This is a genomic window from Paraburkholderia sp. GAS82 (assembly GCF_050436285.1).
GTDB classification, from domain to species: Bacteria; Pseudomonadota; Gammaproteobacteria; order Burkholderiales; family Burkholderiaceae; genus Paraburkholderia; species Paraburkholderia phenazinium_B.
The window spans coordinates 392,135-410,367 of sequence record NZ_JBNDLX010000006.1 but is presented as its reverse complement, the minus strand read 5'-3'; the positions used below and the strand labels follow the sequence as shown (position 1 = coordinate 410,367).

Annotated in this window: 17 protein-coding genes and 1 tRNA gene; 8 read left to right on the top strand and 10 right to left on the bottom strand. The window is 61.7% G+C overall.

Going from position 1 to position 18,233, the window contains the following annotated elements; genetic code table 11:
• Positions 1-17: 17 nt before the first annotated feature.
• A complete protein-coding gene (locus P3T17_RS21070; RefSeq protein WP_429408764.1) occupies positions 18-1,046 on the bottom strand; it encodes a histone deacetylase family protein in 1,029 nt (342 codons plus the stop codon).
• Between the two features lie 19 nt (positions 1,047-1,065).
• Positions 1,066-2,376, bottom strand: a complete 1,311-nt coding sequence (locus P3T17_RS21065) for an MFS transporter (RefSeq protein WP_429408763.1) — start codon at positions 2,374-2,376, stop codon at positions 1,066-1,068.
• 216 nt (positions 2,377-2,592) lie between these two features.
• Here P3T17_RS21065 and P3T17_RS21060 point away from each other — a divergent pair, with 216 nt between their 5' ends.
• The gene (locus P3T17_RS21060; RefSeq protein WP_429408762.1) at positions 2,593-3,576 is read left to right on the top strand and encodes a LysR family transcriptional regulator; all 984 of its coding nucleotides are present in this window, start codon (positions 2,593-2,595) and stop codon (positions 3,574-3,576) included.
• A 67-nt stretch (positions 3,577-3,643) separates the two neighbouring features.
• Here P3T17_RS21060 and P3T17_RS21055 read toward each other — a convergent pair whose 3' ends face one another.
• From P3T17_RS21055 to P3T17_RS21045, 3 genes are all read right to left on the bottom strand, one after another.
• Positions 3,644-4,102, bottom strand: a complete 459-nt coding sequence (locus P3T17_RS21055) for a CopD family protein (RefSeq protein ID WP_074265422.1) — start codon at positions 4,100-4,102, stop codon at positions 3,644-3,646.
• Between the two features lie 276 nt (positions 4,103-4,378).
• A complete protein-coding gene (parC, locus tag P3T17_RS21050; RefSeq protein ID WP_429408761.1) occupies positions 4,379-6,697 on the bottom strand; it encodes a DNA topoisomerase IV subunit A in 2,319 nt (772 codons plus the stop codon).
• A gap of 67 nt (positions 6,698-6,764) precedes the next feature.
• Positions 6,765-8,750, bottom strand: a complete 1,986-nt coding sequence (locus P3T17_RS21045) for a DNA topoisomerase IV subunit B (protein ID WP_429408760.1) — start codon at positions 8,748-8,750, stop codon at positions 6,765-6,767.
• Positions 8,751-9,118: 368 nt separating this feature from the next.
• Between P3T17_RS21045 and P3T17_RS21040 the strand changes: the two genes are divergently transcribed.
• Both P3T17_RS21040 and P3T17_RS21035 read left to right on the top strand, forming a co-directional pair.
• On the top strand, positions 9,119-9,409 hold the full coding sequence (locus tag P3T17_RS21040) for a nucleotidyltransferase family protein (RefSeq protein ID WP_429408759.1): 291 nt from the start codon (positions 9,119-9,121) through the stop codon (positions 9,407-9,409).
• Positions 9,406-9,759 (top strand): HepT-like ribonuclease domain-containing protein, encoded by a 354-nt coding sequence (locus tag P3T17_RS21035; protein ID WP_429408758.1) that lies wholly within the window; start codon positions 9,406-9,408, stop codon positions 9,757-9,759. The genes P3T17_RS21040 and P3T17_RS21035 overlap by 4 nt, the downstream gene beginning before the upstream one ends.
• 35 nt (positions 9,760-9,794) lie before the next feature.
• Here the strand turns inward: P3T17_RS21035 and P3T17_RS21030 are convergent, their stop codons facing one another.
• On the bottom strand, positions 9,795-11,726 hold the full coding sequence (locus P3T17_RS21030) for an ATP-binding cassette domain-containing protein (RefSeq protein ID WP_074265425.1): 1,932 nt from the start codon (positions 11,724-11,726) through the stop codon (positions 9,795-9,797).
• Positions 11,727-11,944: 218 nt separating this feature from the next.
• On the opposite strand from P3T17_RS21030, the gene P3T17_RS21025 reads away from it, so the two are divergent.
• The 3 genes from P3T17_RS21025 to P3T17_RS21015 all read left to right on the top strand — a co-directional run bounded on the left by P3T17_RS21025 (position 11,945) and on the right by P3T17_RS21015 (position 13,109).
• Entirely contained in the window at positions 11,945-12,130 is a 186-nt protein-coding gene (locus tag P3T17_RS21025; protein WP_074266166.1) for a rubredoxin, read from the top strand.
• Between the two features lie 318 nt (positions 12,131-12,448).
• Positions 12,449-12,523, top strand: a tRNA-Arg gene (locus P3T17_RS21020).
• Between the two features lie 379 nt (positions 12,524-12,902).
• On the top strand, positions 12,903-13,109 hold the full coding sequence (locus tag P3T17_RS21015) for a hypothetical protein (protein WP_074266167.1): 207 nt from the start codon (positions 12,903-12,905) through the stop codon (positions 13,107-13,109).
• On the opposite strand, the gene P3T17_RS21010 is transcribed toward P3T17_RS21015, so the two are convergent.
• Together P3T17_RS21010 and P3T17_RS21005 are read right to left on the bottom strand one after the other, a co-directional pair.
• Positions 13,106-14,080, bottom strand: a complete 975-nt coding sequence (locus P3T17_RS21010; RefSeq protein WP_429408757.1) for an alpha/beta hydrolase — start codon at positions 14,078-14,080, stop codon at positions 13,106-13,108. The genes P3T17_RS21015 and P3T17_RS21010 overlap by 4 nt on opposite strands.
• Positions 14,081-14,295: 215 nt before the next feature.
• A complete protein-coding gene (locus tag P3T17_RS21005; protein ID WP_429408756.1) occupies positions 14,296-14,613 on the bottom strand; it encodes a DUF4148 domain-containing protein in 318 nt (105 codons plus the stop codon).
• 380 nt (positions 14,614-14,993) lie between these two features.
• On the opposite strand from P3T17_RS21005, the gene P3T17_RS21000 reads away from it, so the two are divergent.
• Entirely contained in the window at positions 14,994-15,245 is a 252-nt protein-coding gene (locus tag P3T17_RS21000; protein WP_074265439.1) for a hypothetical protein, read from the top strand.
• A gap of 25 nt (positions 15,246-15,270) precedes the next feature.
• Here P3T17_RS21000 and P3T17_RS20995 read toward each other — a convergent pair whose 3' ends face one another.
• Positions 15,271-15,639 carry a hypothetical protein gene (locus P3T17_RS20995; protein ID WP_429408755.1) on the bottom strand — a complete coding sequence of 123 codons (369 nt, stop codon included), beginning with the start codon at positions 15,637-15,639 and terminating at the stop codon, positions 15,271-15,273.
• Between the two features lie 110 nt (positions 15,640-15,749).
• On the opposite strand from P3T17_RS20995, the gene P3T17_RS20990 reads away from it, so the two are divergent.
• Complete coding sequence (locus tag P3T17_RS20990; RefSeq protein ID WP_429408754.1) at positions 15,750-17,483, top strand: tetratricopeptide repeat protein; 1,734 nt, start codon at positions 15,750-15,752, stop codon at positions 17,481-17,483.
• Positions 17,484-17,490: 7 nt separating this feature from the next.
• On the opposite strand, the gene P3T17_RS20985 is transcribed toward P3T17_RS20990, so the two are convergent.
• Positions 17,491-18,195, bottom strand: a complete 705-nt coding sequence (locus P3T17_RS20985; RefSeq protein ID WP_429408753.1) for a glutathione binding-like protein — start codon at positions 18,193-18,195, stop codon at positions 17,491-17,493.
• Positions 18,196-18,233: the final 38 nt, after the last annotated feature.

Here is an 18,233-nt window from a genome sequence, read left to right as displayed (position 1 = left end):
ACGCCGCACCCTTGCGCTCAGCGCGAACGCGCCGCGGCAAAGCCGCCAAAGAACGCCCGCGCATTCGACTCGAGACTCTCGAGGTGATATCCCCCTTCCTGAACGATCACCGAAGGCAACGCCAGCGCGCCGATGGCCGCGCCAAGACGACCGAAACCTTCGGTCGTCACATCCACATGCGATTGCGGATCGTCCTTGTAGATATCGAAGCCCAGCGCCAGCACCAACGCATCCGGCTCGAAACGCTTGAGCACACGTAGCGCGTCGTCGACGCGTTCAAAAAACACATCCTCGGATGAACCGTGCGGCATCGGGAAATTGACGTTAAAGCCGTCTCCTGCGCCCGTGCCACGCTCGTCCTCGTAGCCGGTCACAACCGGATAGAAGTTGGTGGGGTCCCCGTGAATCGATACGTAGAGCACGTCGTCGCGGCCGTAAAAGATTTCCTGCACGCCCTGGCCGTGGTGCATGTCGGTGTCGAGAATCGCGACGCGCCCGTACTGCTTGCGCAATGCCTGCGCCGCGATGGCCGCGTTGTTCAGATAGCAGAAGCCGCCGGCCGCGTCCCGCCGCGCATGATGACCAGGCGGGCGGCACAGCGCGTACGTCTCACGCACGCCGCTGTTGACCGCCGTAGCCGCGGCGAGCGCGCTTTGTGCCGACCAGTAAGCGGCGCGCCACGTGTGTTCGCCGATCGGGCAACTGCCGTCGGCCTGATAGCGCCCAGCCCGGGCGAGAATGCCGCGCAGTGGATTCGGCTCGCGCACATAGATGTTCGACATGACCTCGTCGCCCCAGTCGTCGGACATTTGCATCCATTCGGTGTGCGCCTCTTCGAGGAAACGCAGGTAGTGGATGTCATGCACCGCGGCGATGGCATCGAGGCCGCCGTCGACCGGCTCATGGATCTCAAAGCCCAACGACTTCACGGCCGCAACGAGGTGCGCGGCACGCTCCGGCACTTCCTGCGCCGGCCGCATCTGCCCGCGCGAAAAGTAGCTGCGTGGATGATGTTTCAGCTGTTCAGGATGGAAGAAAGTTTGCATGATGTTTGCCGAAAGAAGATCAGCTGACGCGCAGCGCTTCGGTCGCATCGGCGCGCTGCGAACGACGCGCATCCAGTGCAGCGATGCACAACAGCGAGATAGCTGCGAGACAAGTGTAGAACACAGCAAGCGGCCACCATTGGCCGATGAAGCGGTGGGCCAGATAAGTGCCGATCAGCGGTGTCAGACCGCCCGCCACGGCGCCGCACACCTGATACGAGAGGGAGATGGCGGAATAACGCACGCGCGTTGGAAACACCCCGCTGACAAAGCCTGCGATCACCGAATAGAAGCTCGACATGCAAACTACTGCAATCGCAATGCCGATCACCATCGGTACGACGCTGCCGCTTTGCACGAGCACGAACATCGGATAAGGCGAGAGCATCGCAGCGAGCGCAGCGAACTTGAGGAAACGCGCGCTGCCGATACGCTCGGCAAGCCACGCCGCGACCGGTTGCGCGCACAACTGGATAATCGCGACGGCAAACAGGCAATCGAGAATCAGGGAGCGTGTCACTCCGACATACTGCGTCGTATAAGCGATCATGAACGTGTTGGTGAAATACACGCCTGCAATGCCGATCGTGTTTGCGCCGATACACAGTAGCACGAGCCGCCACGCCGAACTGAACACCTCGGCGACGGGCAGCTTGACGGTCTTGTTCGCCTCCTTCACCTGAGCGAACTCCGGCGACTCGTTGACGCCAAGGCGGATCAGGATGCCGACCCCCAGCAGCACCGAGCTCGCCAGAAACGGCAAACGCCAGCCCCACGACATGAAGTCGGCCTTATCGAGCGACGTCACCGCACGAAACGCCACCAGCGACAGGATCAACCCTGCCGGGCTGCCTAGCTGCGCGAACGACGCGAAGAACGTGCGACGCCCTTGCGGGGCGTGTTCGCCCGCCATCAGCACCGCTCCGCCCCACTCGCCGCCTACGGCGAGGCCCTGCACCACCCGCAGCAACACCAGTAGCACCGGAGCCAGCACGCCCACCTTCGAGAAGTCAGGCAGCAGGCCGACGCAGACCGTGGCGATACCCATCATCATCAGCGTGGTCATCAGGGCTTTCTTGCGGCCGAAACGATCGCCCACGTGGCCGAAGATCAGGCCGCCGATCGGGCGCGCGAAGAAGCCCACCGCGAACGTAGCGAACGACGCCATGGTGCTGACAAACGGATCCTGCGATGGAAAATACAGCGCGCCAAACACCAGCGCAGCGGCGGTAGCGTAGATGTAGAAGTCGTACCACTCGATCATGGTGCCGATAAACGCGGCGGTCGCCGCACGTGCCGGTTGGCGGGCGGGGATTGCAGGCTGGTTCATGAGCGCTCCTTGGCTGGTTCGCCGCCCCTCTGCGGGAGCGTACGACCGACATGCCTGTCGATTGTGGCGATTGTGGCGCCGCCGGGTCGCGCGCGCCGCGCACACTTTTAAAGGTGTACAGATCGTTTATCAACAGCCATAAAACATTAGTCAAATTTCGAGTTATTATTCTTGATATAAATCTGGCTAATACTTCAACTGCTTAGCAGGGCCATCATGCGCGCCGAAATTGCCTCTTTTCTCAATGACCGGCTCGACTGGAACCTGCTGCGCACCTACCTCGTGATCATGCAGGAGCGCAGCTTGAGCCGTGCGGCGGCGCGGTTGCATGTCACGCAACCGGCTGTCAGCCAGGCGCTCAAGCGCCTCGAAGACACGCTGGAACGCAAGCTGATCGAACGACGCGGCCCACACTTCGTGCCCACCCAGGCGGGCGAAGAGGTCTACCGGATCGCGAGCGATATCTACGGCAACATTTCCCGGCTGGAAACCGAACTCGACGATCGCACCGCAGACATTACCGGCGCGATCCGCCTGTTGAGCGTGAGCCGGATCGACTCGCCGGTCTACGACGAATTTCTCGCCGAATTTCATCGCACCTATCCGCGCATCGATCTACAGATCGAAGTGATGCGTTCGTCGGACATCATCTCGTCGCTACTGCAAAAGACGGCGACCGCAGGGCTCAGCCTGTGCCGCACGCCGGTCGAAAAACTGGAAATGCGCTGTTTTCTACGGCAACGCTATGCGATTTTCTGCGGACGGCACCACCGCCTGTTCGGCAAGTCGCAACTGACGATGGACGACCTGCTGGCGGAGAACTTTGTCTCGTTCACCAGCGACCAGATCGGCGACAGCCTCTCGCCGCTCACGGTGTTTCGCGATCAGAAGGGCTTCACAGGACGCATCGTGGCGTCGTCACCGAGTCTCGACGAAGTCCGGCGGCTGATTTTCGCAGGCTATGGCGTCGGCTGCCTGCCGGAGCACATCGTGCGGGACGATCTTGCGCAGCAGCGGCTCTGGCGCTTGCCACCGGACGAGGGACTCGCCGATGTCGACGTCCATCTGCTTTGGCATCGCGACCGTAAGATGAACGCAGCGGATCATGCGTTTCTCGACAGCATGGAGCGGTGTATGCAGCGCTATTCGCTGGCGGAACGGCTCGTGGGGCCGGCGAGTCAGACCGCGGCGCGGATATGAATTGGAATTGAAAAAGGCCGCCTGGCAGCGGCCTTTCGTCTAAACGTGATGCGGTGCGACGCTTCGCCTACACAGCACCGGACAACACTGAAACACCGATCGTCACGACGCCCAGCACCAGATTGACGACCACCAGACGCCGCACCGTTCCGACTGCCCGCGCACCATCTGGCCAATTTTGCGCCTGCACCGCGCGACGGATACGCGGAAACACGGCAAAGCGGATATGCCCGAAGATCAGCATCATCACGATGCCGAGACCCGCCATGGCATGCAGTTGCCACGACGCATGAGCGCCGCCGAACTGCGTCAGCATGAAGCCGCCCGACAGCAAGATGATGATTACCGAAGCGGCGACCCAGTTGAAGAAGCGCCCGAACACCGATTCCCACAGCGGCAAACGCAGTTGCGGCGAGAGATCGGCGAGAGCCGGGCGCAGACAAAAGTGTGCGAAGACCATACCGCCGACCCACACGGCCACACCCAGCAAATGCAAAAAGAGCGCGAGCTCGACGGCTTTGGTCATGTTGTTTTCCTCTCTCTCGATGATGGGCGTACCGCTTGTGGGCGGACAGGCTGGAGCCTTACGACGCTGTCCACAGCCTTGTCCGACGCGGCTAATGACCGCATTCGACCTCACGCTGTGCGCGCAGTTCCGCAGTCATCGCTTTTCGCCTTTGTTTTATTTGTTGTGCCGACGCGCCGCGTAGCGCGCCGATCCCCGATTTTTGCTCACTGCCTGCCGCGTGCGTGGCCCGTGATTGAAGACTACGCACGCGGTTGCGGCGACACTACGGCTTCTTTAAGCCTTCAGCGCAGGCCGCATGCCCAACAGCTTCAGCTTGCTGTCCGGCGCGCGGCCCTTGCGAGCGCGTTTGCCGATATGCGGTGTGAGCGCCGCGCCGCTCAGCGTTTCTTCATACGCTTTACCACCGCGGCCCGTGCCGAGCAGCACGACGCCGGCCTTGCCGATGGCAAGCGCCTGCGTGAGCGCCTCCTTCTCGTCGAGCGCCATCAGCGTGACGCCGCGGCCACCGCCCGACAGCGTCTTCATCTCGTCGAGGCCGAACACCAGCAAACGGCCACCGCCCGACAGACACGCGACGTGCGTTGCATCCGGGAGCATAGGCATCGGCACGAGCGGCGCCGCGCCCTCGTCGATAGTCATGAAGGACTTGCCGGCCTTCACGCGGCTCACCATGTCGCCGACCTTGGCAATGAAGCCGAAGCCATTGCTCGATGCCAGCAGCAACGCCTGATCCGCGGGTGCCGCGTAGTAATGCATCAGATGACTGCCCGACTCGAGTTCGATCAACGAGGTGACCGGCACGCCATCGCCGCGGCCGCCCGGCAGCAGCGCCACCGCGACCGAATAGACGCGCCCGTTGCTGCCCCATGCGATCAACGTATCGGGCGTGCGGCACTGGAACGCCGCATAGAGCGCGTCGCCGGCCTTGAAGGTGAAGCCGGCCGGATCCAGCCCGTGACCCTTTAGCGCCCTCACCCAGCCTCGCTGCGACATCACCACCGTCACAGGTTCATCCACAACGCGGGCTTCGAAGGTCGCGCGCTTTTCCTGCTGGATCAGCGTGCGGCGCTCGTCGCCGTATTGCTTCGCGTCACCCTCGATTTCCTTGATGAGCAGCCGCTTCATCGCCGATTCGCTGCCGAGCAGTTCTTCAAGCTTGGCCTTCTCGTCGCGCAACTCGGACAGTTCCTTCTCGATCTTGATCTTTTCCAGCCGCGCCAACTGGCGCAGACGGATTTCAAGGATGTCTTCGGCTTGCCGGTCGGACAGCCCGAATGCCTTGATCAGCGCCGGCTTCGGTTCGTCCGACTCGCGAATGATGCGGATGACTTCGTCGATATTCAAAAAGACGATCATCCGGCCTTCGAGGATGTGAATCCGGTCGTCGACCTTGCTCAAACGATGGCGCGTGCGGCGCGTAACGGTGGCAAAGCGGAAGCCGATCCACTCCTGCAGGATTTCGGAAATGCCCTTCTGACGCGGCCGGCCATCCGAGCCGACCATCACCAGATTCAGCGAAGCGTTCGATTCCAGGCTCGTATGGGCGAGCAAAGAATTGACGAACTCGGTCTGATCGATGCGGCTCGACTTCGGCTCGAACACGAGACGCACGGGCGCGTCCTTGCCCGATTCGTCGCGCACGGCGTCGAGCAGCGCGAGCATGGTCTGCTTGGTCTGCAACTGCTCGGGCGTGAGCGTCTTCTTGCCGAGCTTGATCTTCGGATTGGTCTGCTCCTCGATTTCTTCGAGCACTTTCTGCGTAGCCGTATTCGGCGGCAGTTCGGTGATCACGAGTTGCCACTGACCGCGTGCGAGCTCTTCGATCTTCCAGCGCGCACGCACCTTTAGACTGCCGCGCCCCGCCTCATACGCCGCCGAGATTTCGGCTTCGCTGGAAATAAGCTGACCACCGCCGGGGAAGTCCGGCCCGGGGATGTGCTGCATCAATTCCGCGTGCGAGAGCTTCGGATTGCGGATCATCGCGACTGCTGCAGCGGCCACTTCACGCAGGTTATGCGACGGGATCTCTGTGGCCAGACCCACCGCGATACCCGAGGCGCCATTGAGCAGCACGAAAGGCAGACGTCCGGGCAAGAGGCGCGGCTCGTCGAATTCGCCGTCGTAGTTCTTCATGAAATCGACGGTGCCCTGGTCGATTTCATCGAGCAGCAGCTTGGCGATCGGGGTCAAGCGCGCTTCTGTGTATCGCATTGCCGCCGCGCCGTCGCCATCGCGCGAGCCGAAATTGCCTTGGCCGTCGATCAGCGGATAGCGCATCGAGAAGTCTTGCGCGAGACGCACCAGTGCGTCGTACGCCGACTGGTCGCCGTGCGGGTGATACTTGCCGAGCACGTCGCCGACCACGCGCGCCGATTTGACCGGCTTCGCGTTATCGGAGAGGCCCATCTCGTTCATCGAGAACAGGATGCGCCGCTGCACGGGCTTCTGGCCGTCGCAAACGTCGGGCAGCGCACGGCCCTTGACGACGCTCACAGCGTAGTCGAGGTACGCGCGCTCAGCGTAGTTGCCGAGCGTAAGGGAGTCGCCAGGCGCCGGCGCCACCGTAAAAAGATCAGGCGTGTTGTCGTCCATCTAGATTCCGTATCCGTATGTAGCGTGAAGTTTCGCTGCGCGAGCAAGCCTGCGTCAGGCGCTCAGCTCAGATATCCGCTTCGACTTCGTTACCCTTTTCCTCAAGCCAGCTGCGCCGCGACGCCGCTTCGCCCTTGCCCATCAGCATCGTCATGCGGGCGACCGTGCTGTCGTAGTCGAGCTCACCTAACGCGACCGGTGACAGACGCCGCGTGTCCGGGTTCATCGTGGTGTCCCACAACTGCTCCGCGCTCATTTCACCGAGGCCTTTAAAGCGGCTGATGGACCACTGCGTTTCGCGCACGCCGTCCTTGCGCAGCTTGTCGAGGATCGCTTCGAGCTCGCCTTCGTCAAGCGCGTACAGCTTCTGCGCGGGCTTCTTGCCGCGTGCAGGTGCATCGACACGGAACAGCGGCGGACGCGCCACACACACGTGACCGCGTTCGATCAGTTGCGGGAAGTGCTTGAAGAACAACGTCAGCAGCAATACCTGGATGTGCGAACCGTCCACGTCCGCGTCCGACAGAATGCAGATCTTGCCGTAGCGCAGATTGGACAGATCGATGTGGTCGTCGGGGCTGTGCGGATCGACGCCGATCGCCACCGAAATGTCGTGCACCTCGTTATTGGCAAAAAGGCGATCGCGCTCGGTTTCCCACGTGTTCAGCACTTTGCCGCGCAGCGGCAGGATGGCCTGATATTCCTTGTCGCGCCCCATCTTGGCCGAACCACCGGCCGAATCGCCTTCGACGAGGAACAGTTCGTTGCGCGAGATATCCGTGGATTCGCAATCGGTCAGCTTGCCCGGCAGCACAGCCACGCCCGAGCTTTTGCGTTTCTCGACCTTCTGGCCGGCACGCGTGCGGGCTTGCGCCTGCTTGATGACGAGATCCGCGAGTTTTTTGCCATGCTCGACATGCTGATTCAGCCACAGTTCAAGCGCAGGACGCGAGAACGACGACACCAGTTTCACCGCGTCGCGGCTGTTCAAACGCTCTTTGATCTGCCCTTGGAACTGCGGATCGAGCACCTTCGCGGACAGCACAAACGACACGCGCGCGAACACGTCTTCCGCGAGAAGCTTCACGCCCTTCGGCTGCAGATTGTGCAGCTCGACGAAGCTCTTGACCGCCTGGAACAGACCATCACGCAGCCCCGATTCGTGCGTGCCGCCCGCGGGTGTCGGAATCAGGTTGACGTAGGACTCGCGCGTGAGCGGCCCCTCTTCGCTCCAGGCCACCACCCAGGCCGCGCCCTCGCCTTCCGCAAAGGTTTCTTCGTTCGAGCGCGAACTCTCGGCGTAACGTTCGCCTTCGAAGAGCGGAATCAGCAGGTCGCTACCGTTCATGCCTTCGAGCAGATAGCCGCGCAGACCGTCTTCATACTTCCAGGTTTGGCGCTCGCCGGTTTTCTCGTTGACGAGCGTGACTTCGACGCCCGGCAACAACACCGCTTTCGAGCGCAGCAGACGCTGCAGTTCGCTGAGCGGCAGGTTCGGCGAGTCGAAGTACTTCGGATTGGCCCATGCAGTGACGCGTGTGCCGGATTTCTTCTCGCCTTTGGCGGCCGGGCGAACAGTTAGTTGCCTGGCCACATCGCCGTTGGCAAAGCCCAGTTCGGCGACCTTGCCTTCACGCCAGACGGTAACGTCGAGGCGCGTGGACAACGCGTTGGTGACCGAGACGCCCACCCCGTGCAGACCGCCCGAGAACGTGTAGGCGCCGCCCGCGGCCTTGTCGAACTTGCCGCCTGCGTGCAGGCGCGTGAAGACGATTTCGACGACCGGCACGCCTTCTTCCGGGTGCATGCCGAAGGGGATGCCGCGGCCGTCGTCGTCGACGGACACCGACTGGTCCGCGTGCAGCGTGACCGTGATCTGGCGGCCGTAGCCGCCGAGGGCTTCGTCCGATGCGTTGTCGATGACTTCCTGAATGATGTGCAGCGGATTTTCGGTGCGGGTGTACATGCCGGGTCGTTGCTTGACCGGCTCCAGGCCCTTCAACACCTTGATCGACGCTTCGCTATACGCGGCGTTTGGCTTTTTCGTAGACATGGTTGACTCGGGTCCGTCGGTTCATCGTTGTCCACAGGTCCTGTGGACAGGTCCGTGGACAATGCGTTGAGTTTTCAAAAAAAGCGAAACGAAACAACGGGGTGGGTGGGGTGCCCGCACGGCGGGCAAACTGTTTTATCGCCTGACTCTCTCCTGCGCCGCACTAACGCGGCGCGGCCGGCGCGAGCGCCCGGAGGAAGCCTGTTCGCGGGGTATTTTACTGATTTCGATACGGGGAGCAATTTGCCGGATGGTTGATTGGCCGTTTGGGTGGGGGACGGACACCCGGATCCAGTAGGTTGCAACGATGTTGAACGGCTCGCATATATAATCTGAACTCTCCTCTAAGCCGTTGCCGGAGTACCGAAATGAGACCGTCTGAAGCGCTCAGCGCCCATCGCGCCGAGGTCAGGAAGATCGTTGCCGACAATCATGCCATCAATGCGCGTGTGTTCGGCTCGGCCATTCGCGGCGAAGACCATGACGACAGCGATCTCGACCTGCTGGTGGATCCGACGCCCGAAACGACGTTGCTGGATATCGCTCGCATTCAAAGCCGCTTGCAAAAACTTCTCGGCGTCTCCGTTGACGTCCTGACGCCCAGAGCACTTCCTGAGTCGTTCAGGGCCCGCGTCGTTGCCGAAGCGGTGCCTGTGTGAAAAAAAGCGCTTTGCGGGTCGGCGACTACGTTGACCATATGCTCAACGCCATCGAGCGTATTGGGCGGTACACCCAAGGTATGACCGACTCAACCTTCCTCGCCGACGAATTGGTGCAGGATGCGGTGATTCGTAATCTGGAAATCGTTGGCGAGGCAGCGCGTAATATTGAACGCGATCACCCCGAATTCGCCGCAGCCCACCCGGACGTTCCCTGGGAGGAAATGTACCTGATGCGCAATCGCGTCGCGCACGGGTACTTTTCCGTCGACCTGGGAATCGTGTGGCAGACGCTGCAACGCGAACTACCCGATCTCCAGCAACTACTTTTCCGTCTGAAACACGCCTAGGTCGGTCGCGCGGCCATGCAGACCCCGCGCCCCACTCACTTCCGCCGGCTCTCCAGCTCCTCCCACCGCTCCATCGCCGCCAGCAGCTCATCGTCGATCGCCGCATAGCGCGCCGTCAGCCGCGTGCCCTCTGCCGCATCCTTCGCGAAGATCGAACCGTCTTCGAGCTGCCCACCAATCGTCTTCTGCTCAGCCTCAAGCGCGGCGATCTGCGCCGGCAACGCCTCGAGCTCGCGCTGCTCCTTGAACGACAGCTTGGCGGCACGCTGCTGCGTGTTGCGGCTCGCGGGCGCCCCGCCGTCCTTCGAGGTCGCTTCCCTGGCGGTTTCCTTTTGCGCTTCCTGCGCCATCTGCTGCGAGCGGTCGCGCTGGATCTGCCAGTCGGTAAAGCCGCCGACATACTCGCGCCACTTGCCCGCCCCTTCCGAGGCGATCACCGAGGTCGCGACGTTATCCAGGAACGCGCGATCGTGGCTGACCAGCAGCACGGTGCCGTCGTATTCCGTGAGCAGTTCTTCGAGCAGTTCGAGGGTGGGAATATCGAGGTCGTTGGTCGGTTCGTCGAGCACCAGCACGTTGGCCGGCCGCGCGAACAGACGAGCCAGCAGCAGACGGTTACGCTCGCCGCCCGACAGCGATTTGACCGGCGAACGCGCCCGTTCCGGCGCGAACAGGAAGTCGCCGAGATAGCTCATCACGTGCTTTTTCTGGCCGTTGACTTCAACCCACTCGCTACCCGGGCTGATGGTGTCCGAAAGACTCTTGTCCAGATCGAGTTGCGCGCGCATCTGGTCGAAATAGGCGACTTGCAGATTGGTGCCCACACGCACCGTGCCTTCGTCCGCCGGCAACTCGCCGAGGATAAGCTTCAGCAGCGTGGTTTTACCCGCGCCATTCGGGCCGACGAAGCCGATCTTGTCGCCGCGCATGACTGTGGCCGTGAAATTGTCCACTACCGTGCGCGAACCATAGCGCTTGGTCACATCGGTCAGTTCGGCGACGATCTTGCCGGACCTCTCGCCCTGACCCACGTCCAGCTTGACGTTGCCCTGCACGTTACGGCGCTCCGCGCGATCCTTGCGCATCTGCTCGAGCCGGGCAATCCGGCCCACGCTACGCGTGCGGCGCGCTTCGACGCCCTTACGGATCCACACTTCTTCCTGCGCGAGCAGCTTGTCGAACTTGGCCGCTTCCACCTGCTCGATTTCAAGCTGCTGCGCCTTGCGCGTCTGGTAAGCGGTGAAATTGCCCGGATACGACAGCAGACGGCCGCGATCCAGTTCGACGATACGCGTAGCGACCCGGTCGAGAAACGCGCGATCGTGGGTAATGAACAGCAGGCCGGCCCGCAGCGAAACCAGCAGTTCTTCGAGCCAGCGAATGCCTTCGAAGTCGAGGTGGTTGGTCGGTTCGTCCAGCAGCAGCACGTCCGGCTGCACAACCAGCGCCCGAGCCAGCGCCACGCGCTTTTGCATGCCGCCCGACAGCGAGCCGACCCGCGCCTCTCCGTTCAAACCGATCTGCTGCAGCGTGGTGGACACGCGCGTGCTCCAGTTCCAGGCGTCGGCATGGTCCAGCGCCGACTGCAGCGTGTTCATGCGCGACATGAGCGAGTCGTGCTCCTGGCCTTCGGGCTCGTCGGCGAGCTGGTTGGCGACCGCGTCGTATTCATCCAGCAGCGTGCGGGCATGAGTAAGACCGGCGGCGACCGCGTCGAACACCGTGTCGTCCGTATCGAACTCCGGCTCCTGCGGCACGTAGACCGAAGTCAGGCCCTGCTGGCGCGTGACGAGGCCGTCATCCGGCTTGCTCAGATCTGCGACGATCTTCAGCAACGACGACTTGCCCGCCCCGTTGCGACCGATCAGCCCGACGCGTTCGCCCGCTTCAAGAGAGAAATCCGCGTGATCGAGCAACGCGACGTGACCGAACGCCAGCTGCGCCCCGGTAATGGTGTAAAGCGACATGGAGATTTGGCAGAAGACAGCAATGAGCAGGAACCGCTCATTGTACCGGTCGCGCAGGCGGATGCCCGGATGCCGGAAGACATAGGCGTTCTTACAGCACCGCGTCGGCGGTTCAAATCAGCGCTTTGTCAAATTCCGGTAATATTGCGCGTCGCCGCGCGCCCCAAAAAGGGGCAGAGTGCGTGGATCGTTGCATTGAACTGAAGAAAGAGTGTGTCGTGAGCGAAGTTATTGTTGAGTACAAAAGCTGGGTCTGCCTGATTTGCGGCTGGATCTATAACGAGGAAGAAGGTCTGCCGGAGGACGGTATCGCCGCCGGCACGCGCTTCGCCGATATCCCCGAGGATTGGCGCTGCCCGCTGTGCGATGTGGGTAAGGCGGAGTTTGCGGTTGTGGAGTTTTGAGGTGGCCATATTGCTGTAGGTGCGCGGCTTGACCGCTGATGCGCCCGGCGATATGGACGGCCCGGCCGGGTTGGCGCCCGCCGGGCTGTTTTGTTTCGTGGGGCGATGGTTTGGGATGAATGCCGGCGCCATTCGCAGGCGCAGATGGCTTTGCTATACTCTGGCCCCTGCGGCGCAATTCATCCAGACGCGTGCCGGCGGGTCATTGATGCCTGACAACGCCCGCTATGCCGACGTTAGAATTGAACGCGTTCCGCGCTACGGCGGGTCAACTTAGGAACGTAGCGGTTTGGCGGAACAGATGCGCTCGCGGTGCCTCTCCCCGTAGTTCAATGGATAGAACAAGTGCCTCCTAAGCGCTAGATACAGGTTCGATTCCTGTCGGGGGGACCATCCCTACTCTCACCCACTCCCACCTAAAGCCGTTCGAGACCCTGTCGCGGCGCGTGGACCGAAAGCGGCCTCGGCATTTGATGCTGCAACGAAAATGAACAGCCCCGCTCGGGGCGGGGCCTAGTGCGACACCCTTTCCAGATATTCGAACGGTTGCGTCGCCGTAGGTTGGTTGGTCGACTTCAGTAGGGTTTAAATTATGCCCCTCTTTAGATCCCAAAAATGACCTCGACGCGGCGTGCTTTCGCCGTCACGGCCCCCCAATCTTTCACCCCCTTCGCCCACCCCAACCCGTGCCCTTCCCCGTGCTATGTTCCGCCCCGACCCCAACCAGGTCGCGTTGGAACAGACAGGCAGAAAGGAGATGGAGCAGTTTTTCATGAGACGGGGCAGCGCCGTCACGTATTTACTGGCGCGTCGTCGCGCATGGTTCGCCGCGATCGCGGACACGTCCCGCGGCAACATCGAAATGGAATCGAGAGAGATCGAACAGATCGAGCGTCTGATACTCGACGTCCGCGCAGGCCGGGTCCGCGCCTTCGAGTTGACCCGGCCAAAACGCGTTGCGATTTTCGTCACAGACTAGAGGCCAACCAGGTTCGCCCTAAGCCACTCCGCGATTTCACCCAGGGTCTGCACACTCTGCGGAAACCGGACAACCTGGCTCGGCGTCACCGGAAAGTTATGTCCCATATCGGGCGCATGCAGATGGGTCACCGCCACGCCCGCTGCCTTCAGCTTTTCCGCATACGCGATACCCTCATCCCGCAGCACATCGTATTGCGCTGTCGTCACCAGCGTCGGCGGCAGCGCCGGGACATCGCGCAATTGCAGCGGTGCCACGCTCGTATCATCCGCTGACACAGCGGGCGCATACAGTTCCCAGAACCAGCGCATCGTGTTCGCCTCGAGCCCGTAGCCAGTCGCATTCTCCGGGTAGGACGGATGATTCGCACTCGGATGATCCGTGGCTGGATAAAGCAATAGCTGGGCACGCAGCGCATCGGCCCTCGACTCGCCGCAAAGCCGGTTGGCAGTCACCGCCGCCAGATTCGCCCCGGCGCTATCGCCACCCAAAGCCAGCCGCGACGCATCCCCGCCCCACTCGTGCGCATGCGCGACCACCCAATCAAACGCCGCAAGGGTGTCCTCCAGCGCCGCCGGATAGGGATGCTCCGGAGCCAGTCGATACTCCACCGAGACGATGATCACGCCCGCAGCCTCGCTCAACAACCGGCAAAACGGATCGACCGTCGCCACTGCGCCGATGACCCAGCCGCCGCCATGCAAGTACACCATCACAGGTCGCGGCGGTGCCTCTCCTGACGGCAAATAGATGCGCGCATTTAAACCGCTGGCAATCTCCACGTCACGGGTCTCGACGCCGTTAGGCAAGCCGGCAATCGACGCCCGGCTTTCCAGCGCACGCATCATGAGGGTGCGCGCCATACGCACCCGCTCTTCATTCGTCGCACCGACCGGTGGCGCGACCGCGGCCGCGGCCTGCTCGTCCAGCACGCGACGTACTGCTGCATCAAACGGCTTGCGCTCGTTCATAAAGGATTCCTGGGATGTTGGGCCACGCAGGCCTCGTTGGAGTCTCGGAAAAATACTGCAAATTCCGCCTGGCTGCCACGAACCACGCAACACCCGCAAAACGCCTCGACCAAAACAATCAGGCCCGCATCTCGTAGGAGATGCGGGCCTGATTCTTAACAGCTGGCGTCTAACCAGACGCTCGCCCTGCCTGCAACGGCGCAGGCAACGCTCGATTAGCGAGCGTTAGAGACCGGCGGCGAATACGGGCTAACGGTCGTGTCGGCACGGGTTCCTGCCTGCGTCGAGCCGCTGACATTCGAACCATAACCGGTCGTGTTGCCGTTTTGTGCGGCGACACGTGCTTCAGCAGCCTGGATGTCTTGCGGATAGTCGTTTTCGTCTGCAGTCGACGGGTTATAACCCGCCTTTTCCAGCTGGACCAGTTGCGCACGAACTTCTGCGCGCGTAAGCGGCTGGTTCGTCTGGGCAAACGACACAACCGGGGCAGCGAGGACAGCAGCAATAGCGATAGCTTTGATGAGCGATTTCATGGTGATACCTCCGAAGATTGTTTTGTGCGGCGCTACAAACAATGTTGTTTGCAGCCGGTAACGACAGTCTAGAAGGGTCAACACCTAGGGTAAATACCTAAATCTCGAATTCACTGTTGTGACGAATAGCACAATCGGAGGAAGCCGCGCTCGAGTCATAGCGCATGAATTGATGCGATAAATCCACGCTGTTCGTCCGATTGACCGGCTTGCCGCGGCGGTAATCTTCAATCCATGGATTCCCATGATCGATCGGATTCCTAGCTAATTTACGCAGGCAGACGAAAAGTACGCGCATTGCGATTCCTGGGATTCATCAGACGGATCGCGTAGCAGATACCCGGCACACACGGCTCGACCACAGAATCTACGAGGAAAATATGAACCCGTTTATCGACGAAGGCATCGCCCACATCGCTCGCGTGATGAGGCCGGCGTTGTACGGAGAACTCGGCGGCACATATTTGCCGTCCGCCTACTGGCGTCAGCGGCTCTATCAGATCCTGGACACTACGCACCTGTCGAATGCGCAGCTTCGCACCGTCGACGGCCTGCTGCTCGAACTCGACGAGTTCGATCTGTGCACCAAAGTCCCTGCGTCCCGACAAGCGCAAGTCGAACTTGCGTCATAGGGCTGCAAGGCTAACCAAGGCTTCGTCACTGCAGCCACTTGCGCACATCCTGCTCCCATGCAGGCTGGCCGCATCCGGAAGGATTCTCCGGCCCCAGCACGGTAATATAGCCGCGTGTTTTCATACACGCTTCGTACGCCCGCACTTTCACACAGCGGCCGCCCGCAGTACTTTGGGACACGGCCTTGCAGGCGGCGATGGAATGGTCCATCGGACCGAAATCCATATCGTCGGCGTTCGACAAGCCTGGGGAATCGGCACCGGTAGCCGAAAACTCAACCGGACCGCTTTGGGCGCATCCCACCAGCGACAACGCCGCCGCCAACGCGCTAACTAACAGAAGTGAGCTGCATGCTTTCATCGTCCCCTCTCCGATTGAATCGACCGCGCTCATGATACGCCGGGCATTGAGACGGACCCAGAGAACCTGGCCGACCTTCCGCGCCACATACCGGCCTGCTTTTTTTCGGCGATAATCGCGGCCATCCCCGCCCGTCAGCACCTATGAGCAAGCCAGCGAACCCGCAACGCCAGATCGACGCACTGCTCCAGCAGGCCGTGGCCCTGCAGCAAAACGCGGCCTACGCCGAAGCGGAAGAGCTCTACCGCGAAATTCTCGCGCTGAGGCCCAAACACTTCGATGCCATCCAGTTGCTCGGCGCATTGACACTCCAGTCAGGCCGCATCGAAGAAGGGATCGAGCTGCTCAAGAAAGCGGTTGCGATCAACGGCATGCAGGCGCCAATCCACTCCAATCTCGCCTTTGCTTATAACGCGCTGCGCCGATTCAAAGAAGGTCTTGCTAGCGCAAATCGGGCACTTGCACTGCAAGGCAATTTCGTCGATGCGCTGAACAATCGCGGCAACGCGTTGGCGGGGCTCGATGCGCCCGCCGAAGCGTTGACGAGCTTCGAGCGTGCGCTGAAATTGCGGCCGGAATTCGCGCAGGCATGGAGCAACCGGGCCTGCGTTCTGCGCGATCTCGACCGTCCGGCGGACGCGTTGGCGAGTTGCGATCAGGCCATCGCACTGCAGCCCGATTACGCCGACGCGTGGAGCAACCGCGCGAATGCATTGAGCGATCTGAATCGCCCGCAGGATGCGCAACTGAGTTACCAGCGGGCGCTCGAATTCACGCCCGCGTTTGCCGATGCCTGGAACAATCTTGGCCTCACGCTCGTCGACCTGAATCAGCATGAGCAGGCGCTGCAGAGTTACGAGCGCGCGCTGAGCCTGAACCCCGAGTTTGCCGAAGCGCACTGGAACAAATCGCTGTGCCTGTTGCAAATGGGACGGTTCGAAGAAGGTTGGCAACAATACGAATGGCGCTGGAAGCGCAACCGGATCAAGGCAAGCCAACGCGCCTTTGAGCAACCGCTCTGGCTGGGCGACTTCCCGATCGATGGCAAAACCATCCTCCTGCATGCGGAACAGGGGCTAGGCGATACGCTGCAATTCTGTCGCTATGCGGCGCTGGTATCCGCGTTGGGCGCCAAGGTCGTGCTCGAAGTGCCCACTGAACTGATCCGCCTGCTCGCGAATCTGGATGGCGTGACGCAGTTGATCGAGCAAGGCCAACCGCTGCCGCCTTTCGATTGTCACTGTCCGTTGCTGAGTCTGCCGCTCGCGTTCAGGACGGACCTGGCGAATATGCCGCAGCAGGTGCCCTATCTGTTCGCCGAGGCGCAGGCATCGCAACGTTGGGCCGAGCGACTCGGGCACGATGCGCACGCCAACCGCGAGCTAAAAGTGGGCCTCGTCTGGGCAGGCGGGCACCGTCCCCACGTAGCGGAACTCAGAAAGAACGACGCACGGCGCTCGATCACGCTCGAAGCGCTGCGGCCGATCCTCGATGTCCCGCATGTCCGCTTCTACAGCTTGCAAAAAGGCCCTGCCGCGCAGCAGCTCACGCAACTGCCGGAACTCGGTGAACGGATCACCGATTACACGGACGAACTCACCGACTTCGCCGATACCGCCGCCCTCCTTGCCAACCTGGACCTGGTCATCTCGGTCGATACGGCAGTGGCCCACCTTGCCGGCGCACTCGGCAAACCCGTCTGGATCCTGAATCGCTTCGACACCTGCTGGCGCTGGATGCTCGAGCGCCGGGACAGTCCGTGGTATCCGAGCGCCCAGCTATTTCGCCAGCCGGCGCTGGGCGATTGGGAAAGCGCGATCCAGTCGGCGCGCGCGGCTCTTGCGACACGCGCCGAGACCGGCGCGCCGTCGCACTAGTCGCACCTCAATTCCGCTTCGGAATATCCAGCCCACGCGCCACTGCCGGTCGAGCGACAAACGCGTCAAGCGCCCGCTTGACGCCGGGAAAATCCTCAATCCCCACCAGCTCCGCGGCCTCGTAAAAGCCGATCAGGTTACGCACCCACGGGAAAGTCGCGATATCGGCGATCGTGTACGCGTCGCCCATCAGCCACGCACGGCCGCTTAGCCGCTTCGCCAGCACGGCGAGCAGGCGCTTCGCTTCCGCCACATAGCGGTCGCGCGGCCGCTTGTCCTCGTACTCCTTGCCGGCGAATTTATGGAAGAAACCCAGTTGACCGAACATCGGACCGATGCCGCCCATCTGGAACATCACCCATTGAATCGTCTCGTAACGGCCAGCGGCATCCTGCGGCATGAACTGGCCGGTCTTTTCGGCCAGGTAAATCAGGATCGCGCCGGACTCGAACAACGGCAGCGGCTTGCCGTCGGGACCGTTCGGATCGATGATGGCCGGAATCTTGTTGTTCGGATTGAGCGAGAGGAATTCCGGCGACATCTGATCGTTCGTGTCGAAGCGCACCAGATGCGGTTCATAGGCAAGGCCGGTCTCCTCGAGCATGATCGACACCTTGACGCCATTGGGCGTAGGCAGCGAATAGAGCTGCAAGCGCTCGGGATGCTGGGCCGGCCACTTGGCGGTGATGGGAAAAGCGGAAAGATCGGTCATAGAAACCTTGTCGGTCTGGATGGACTGGAGCGGTGACG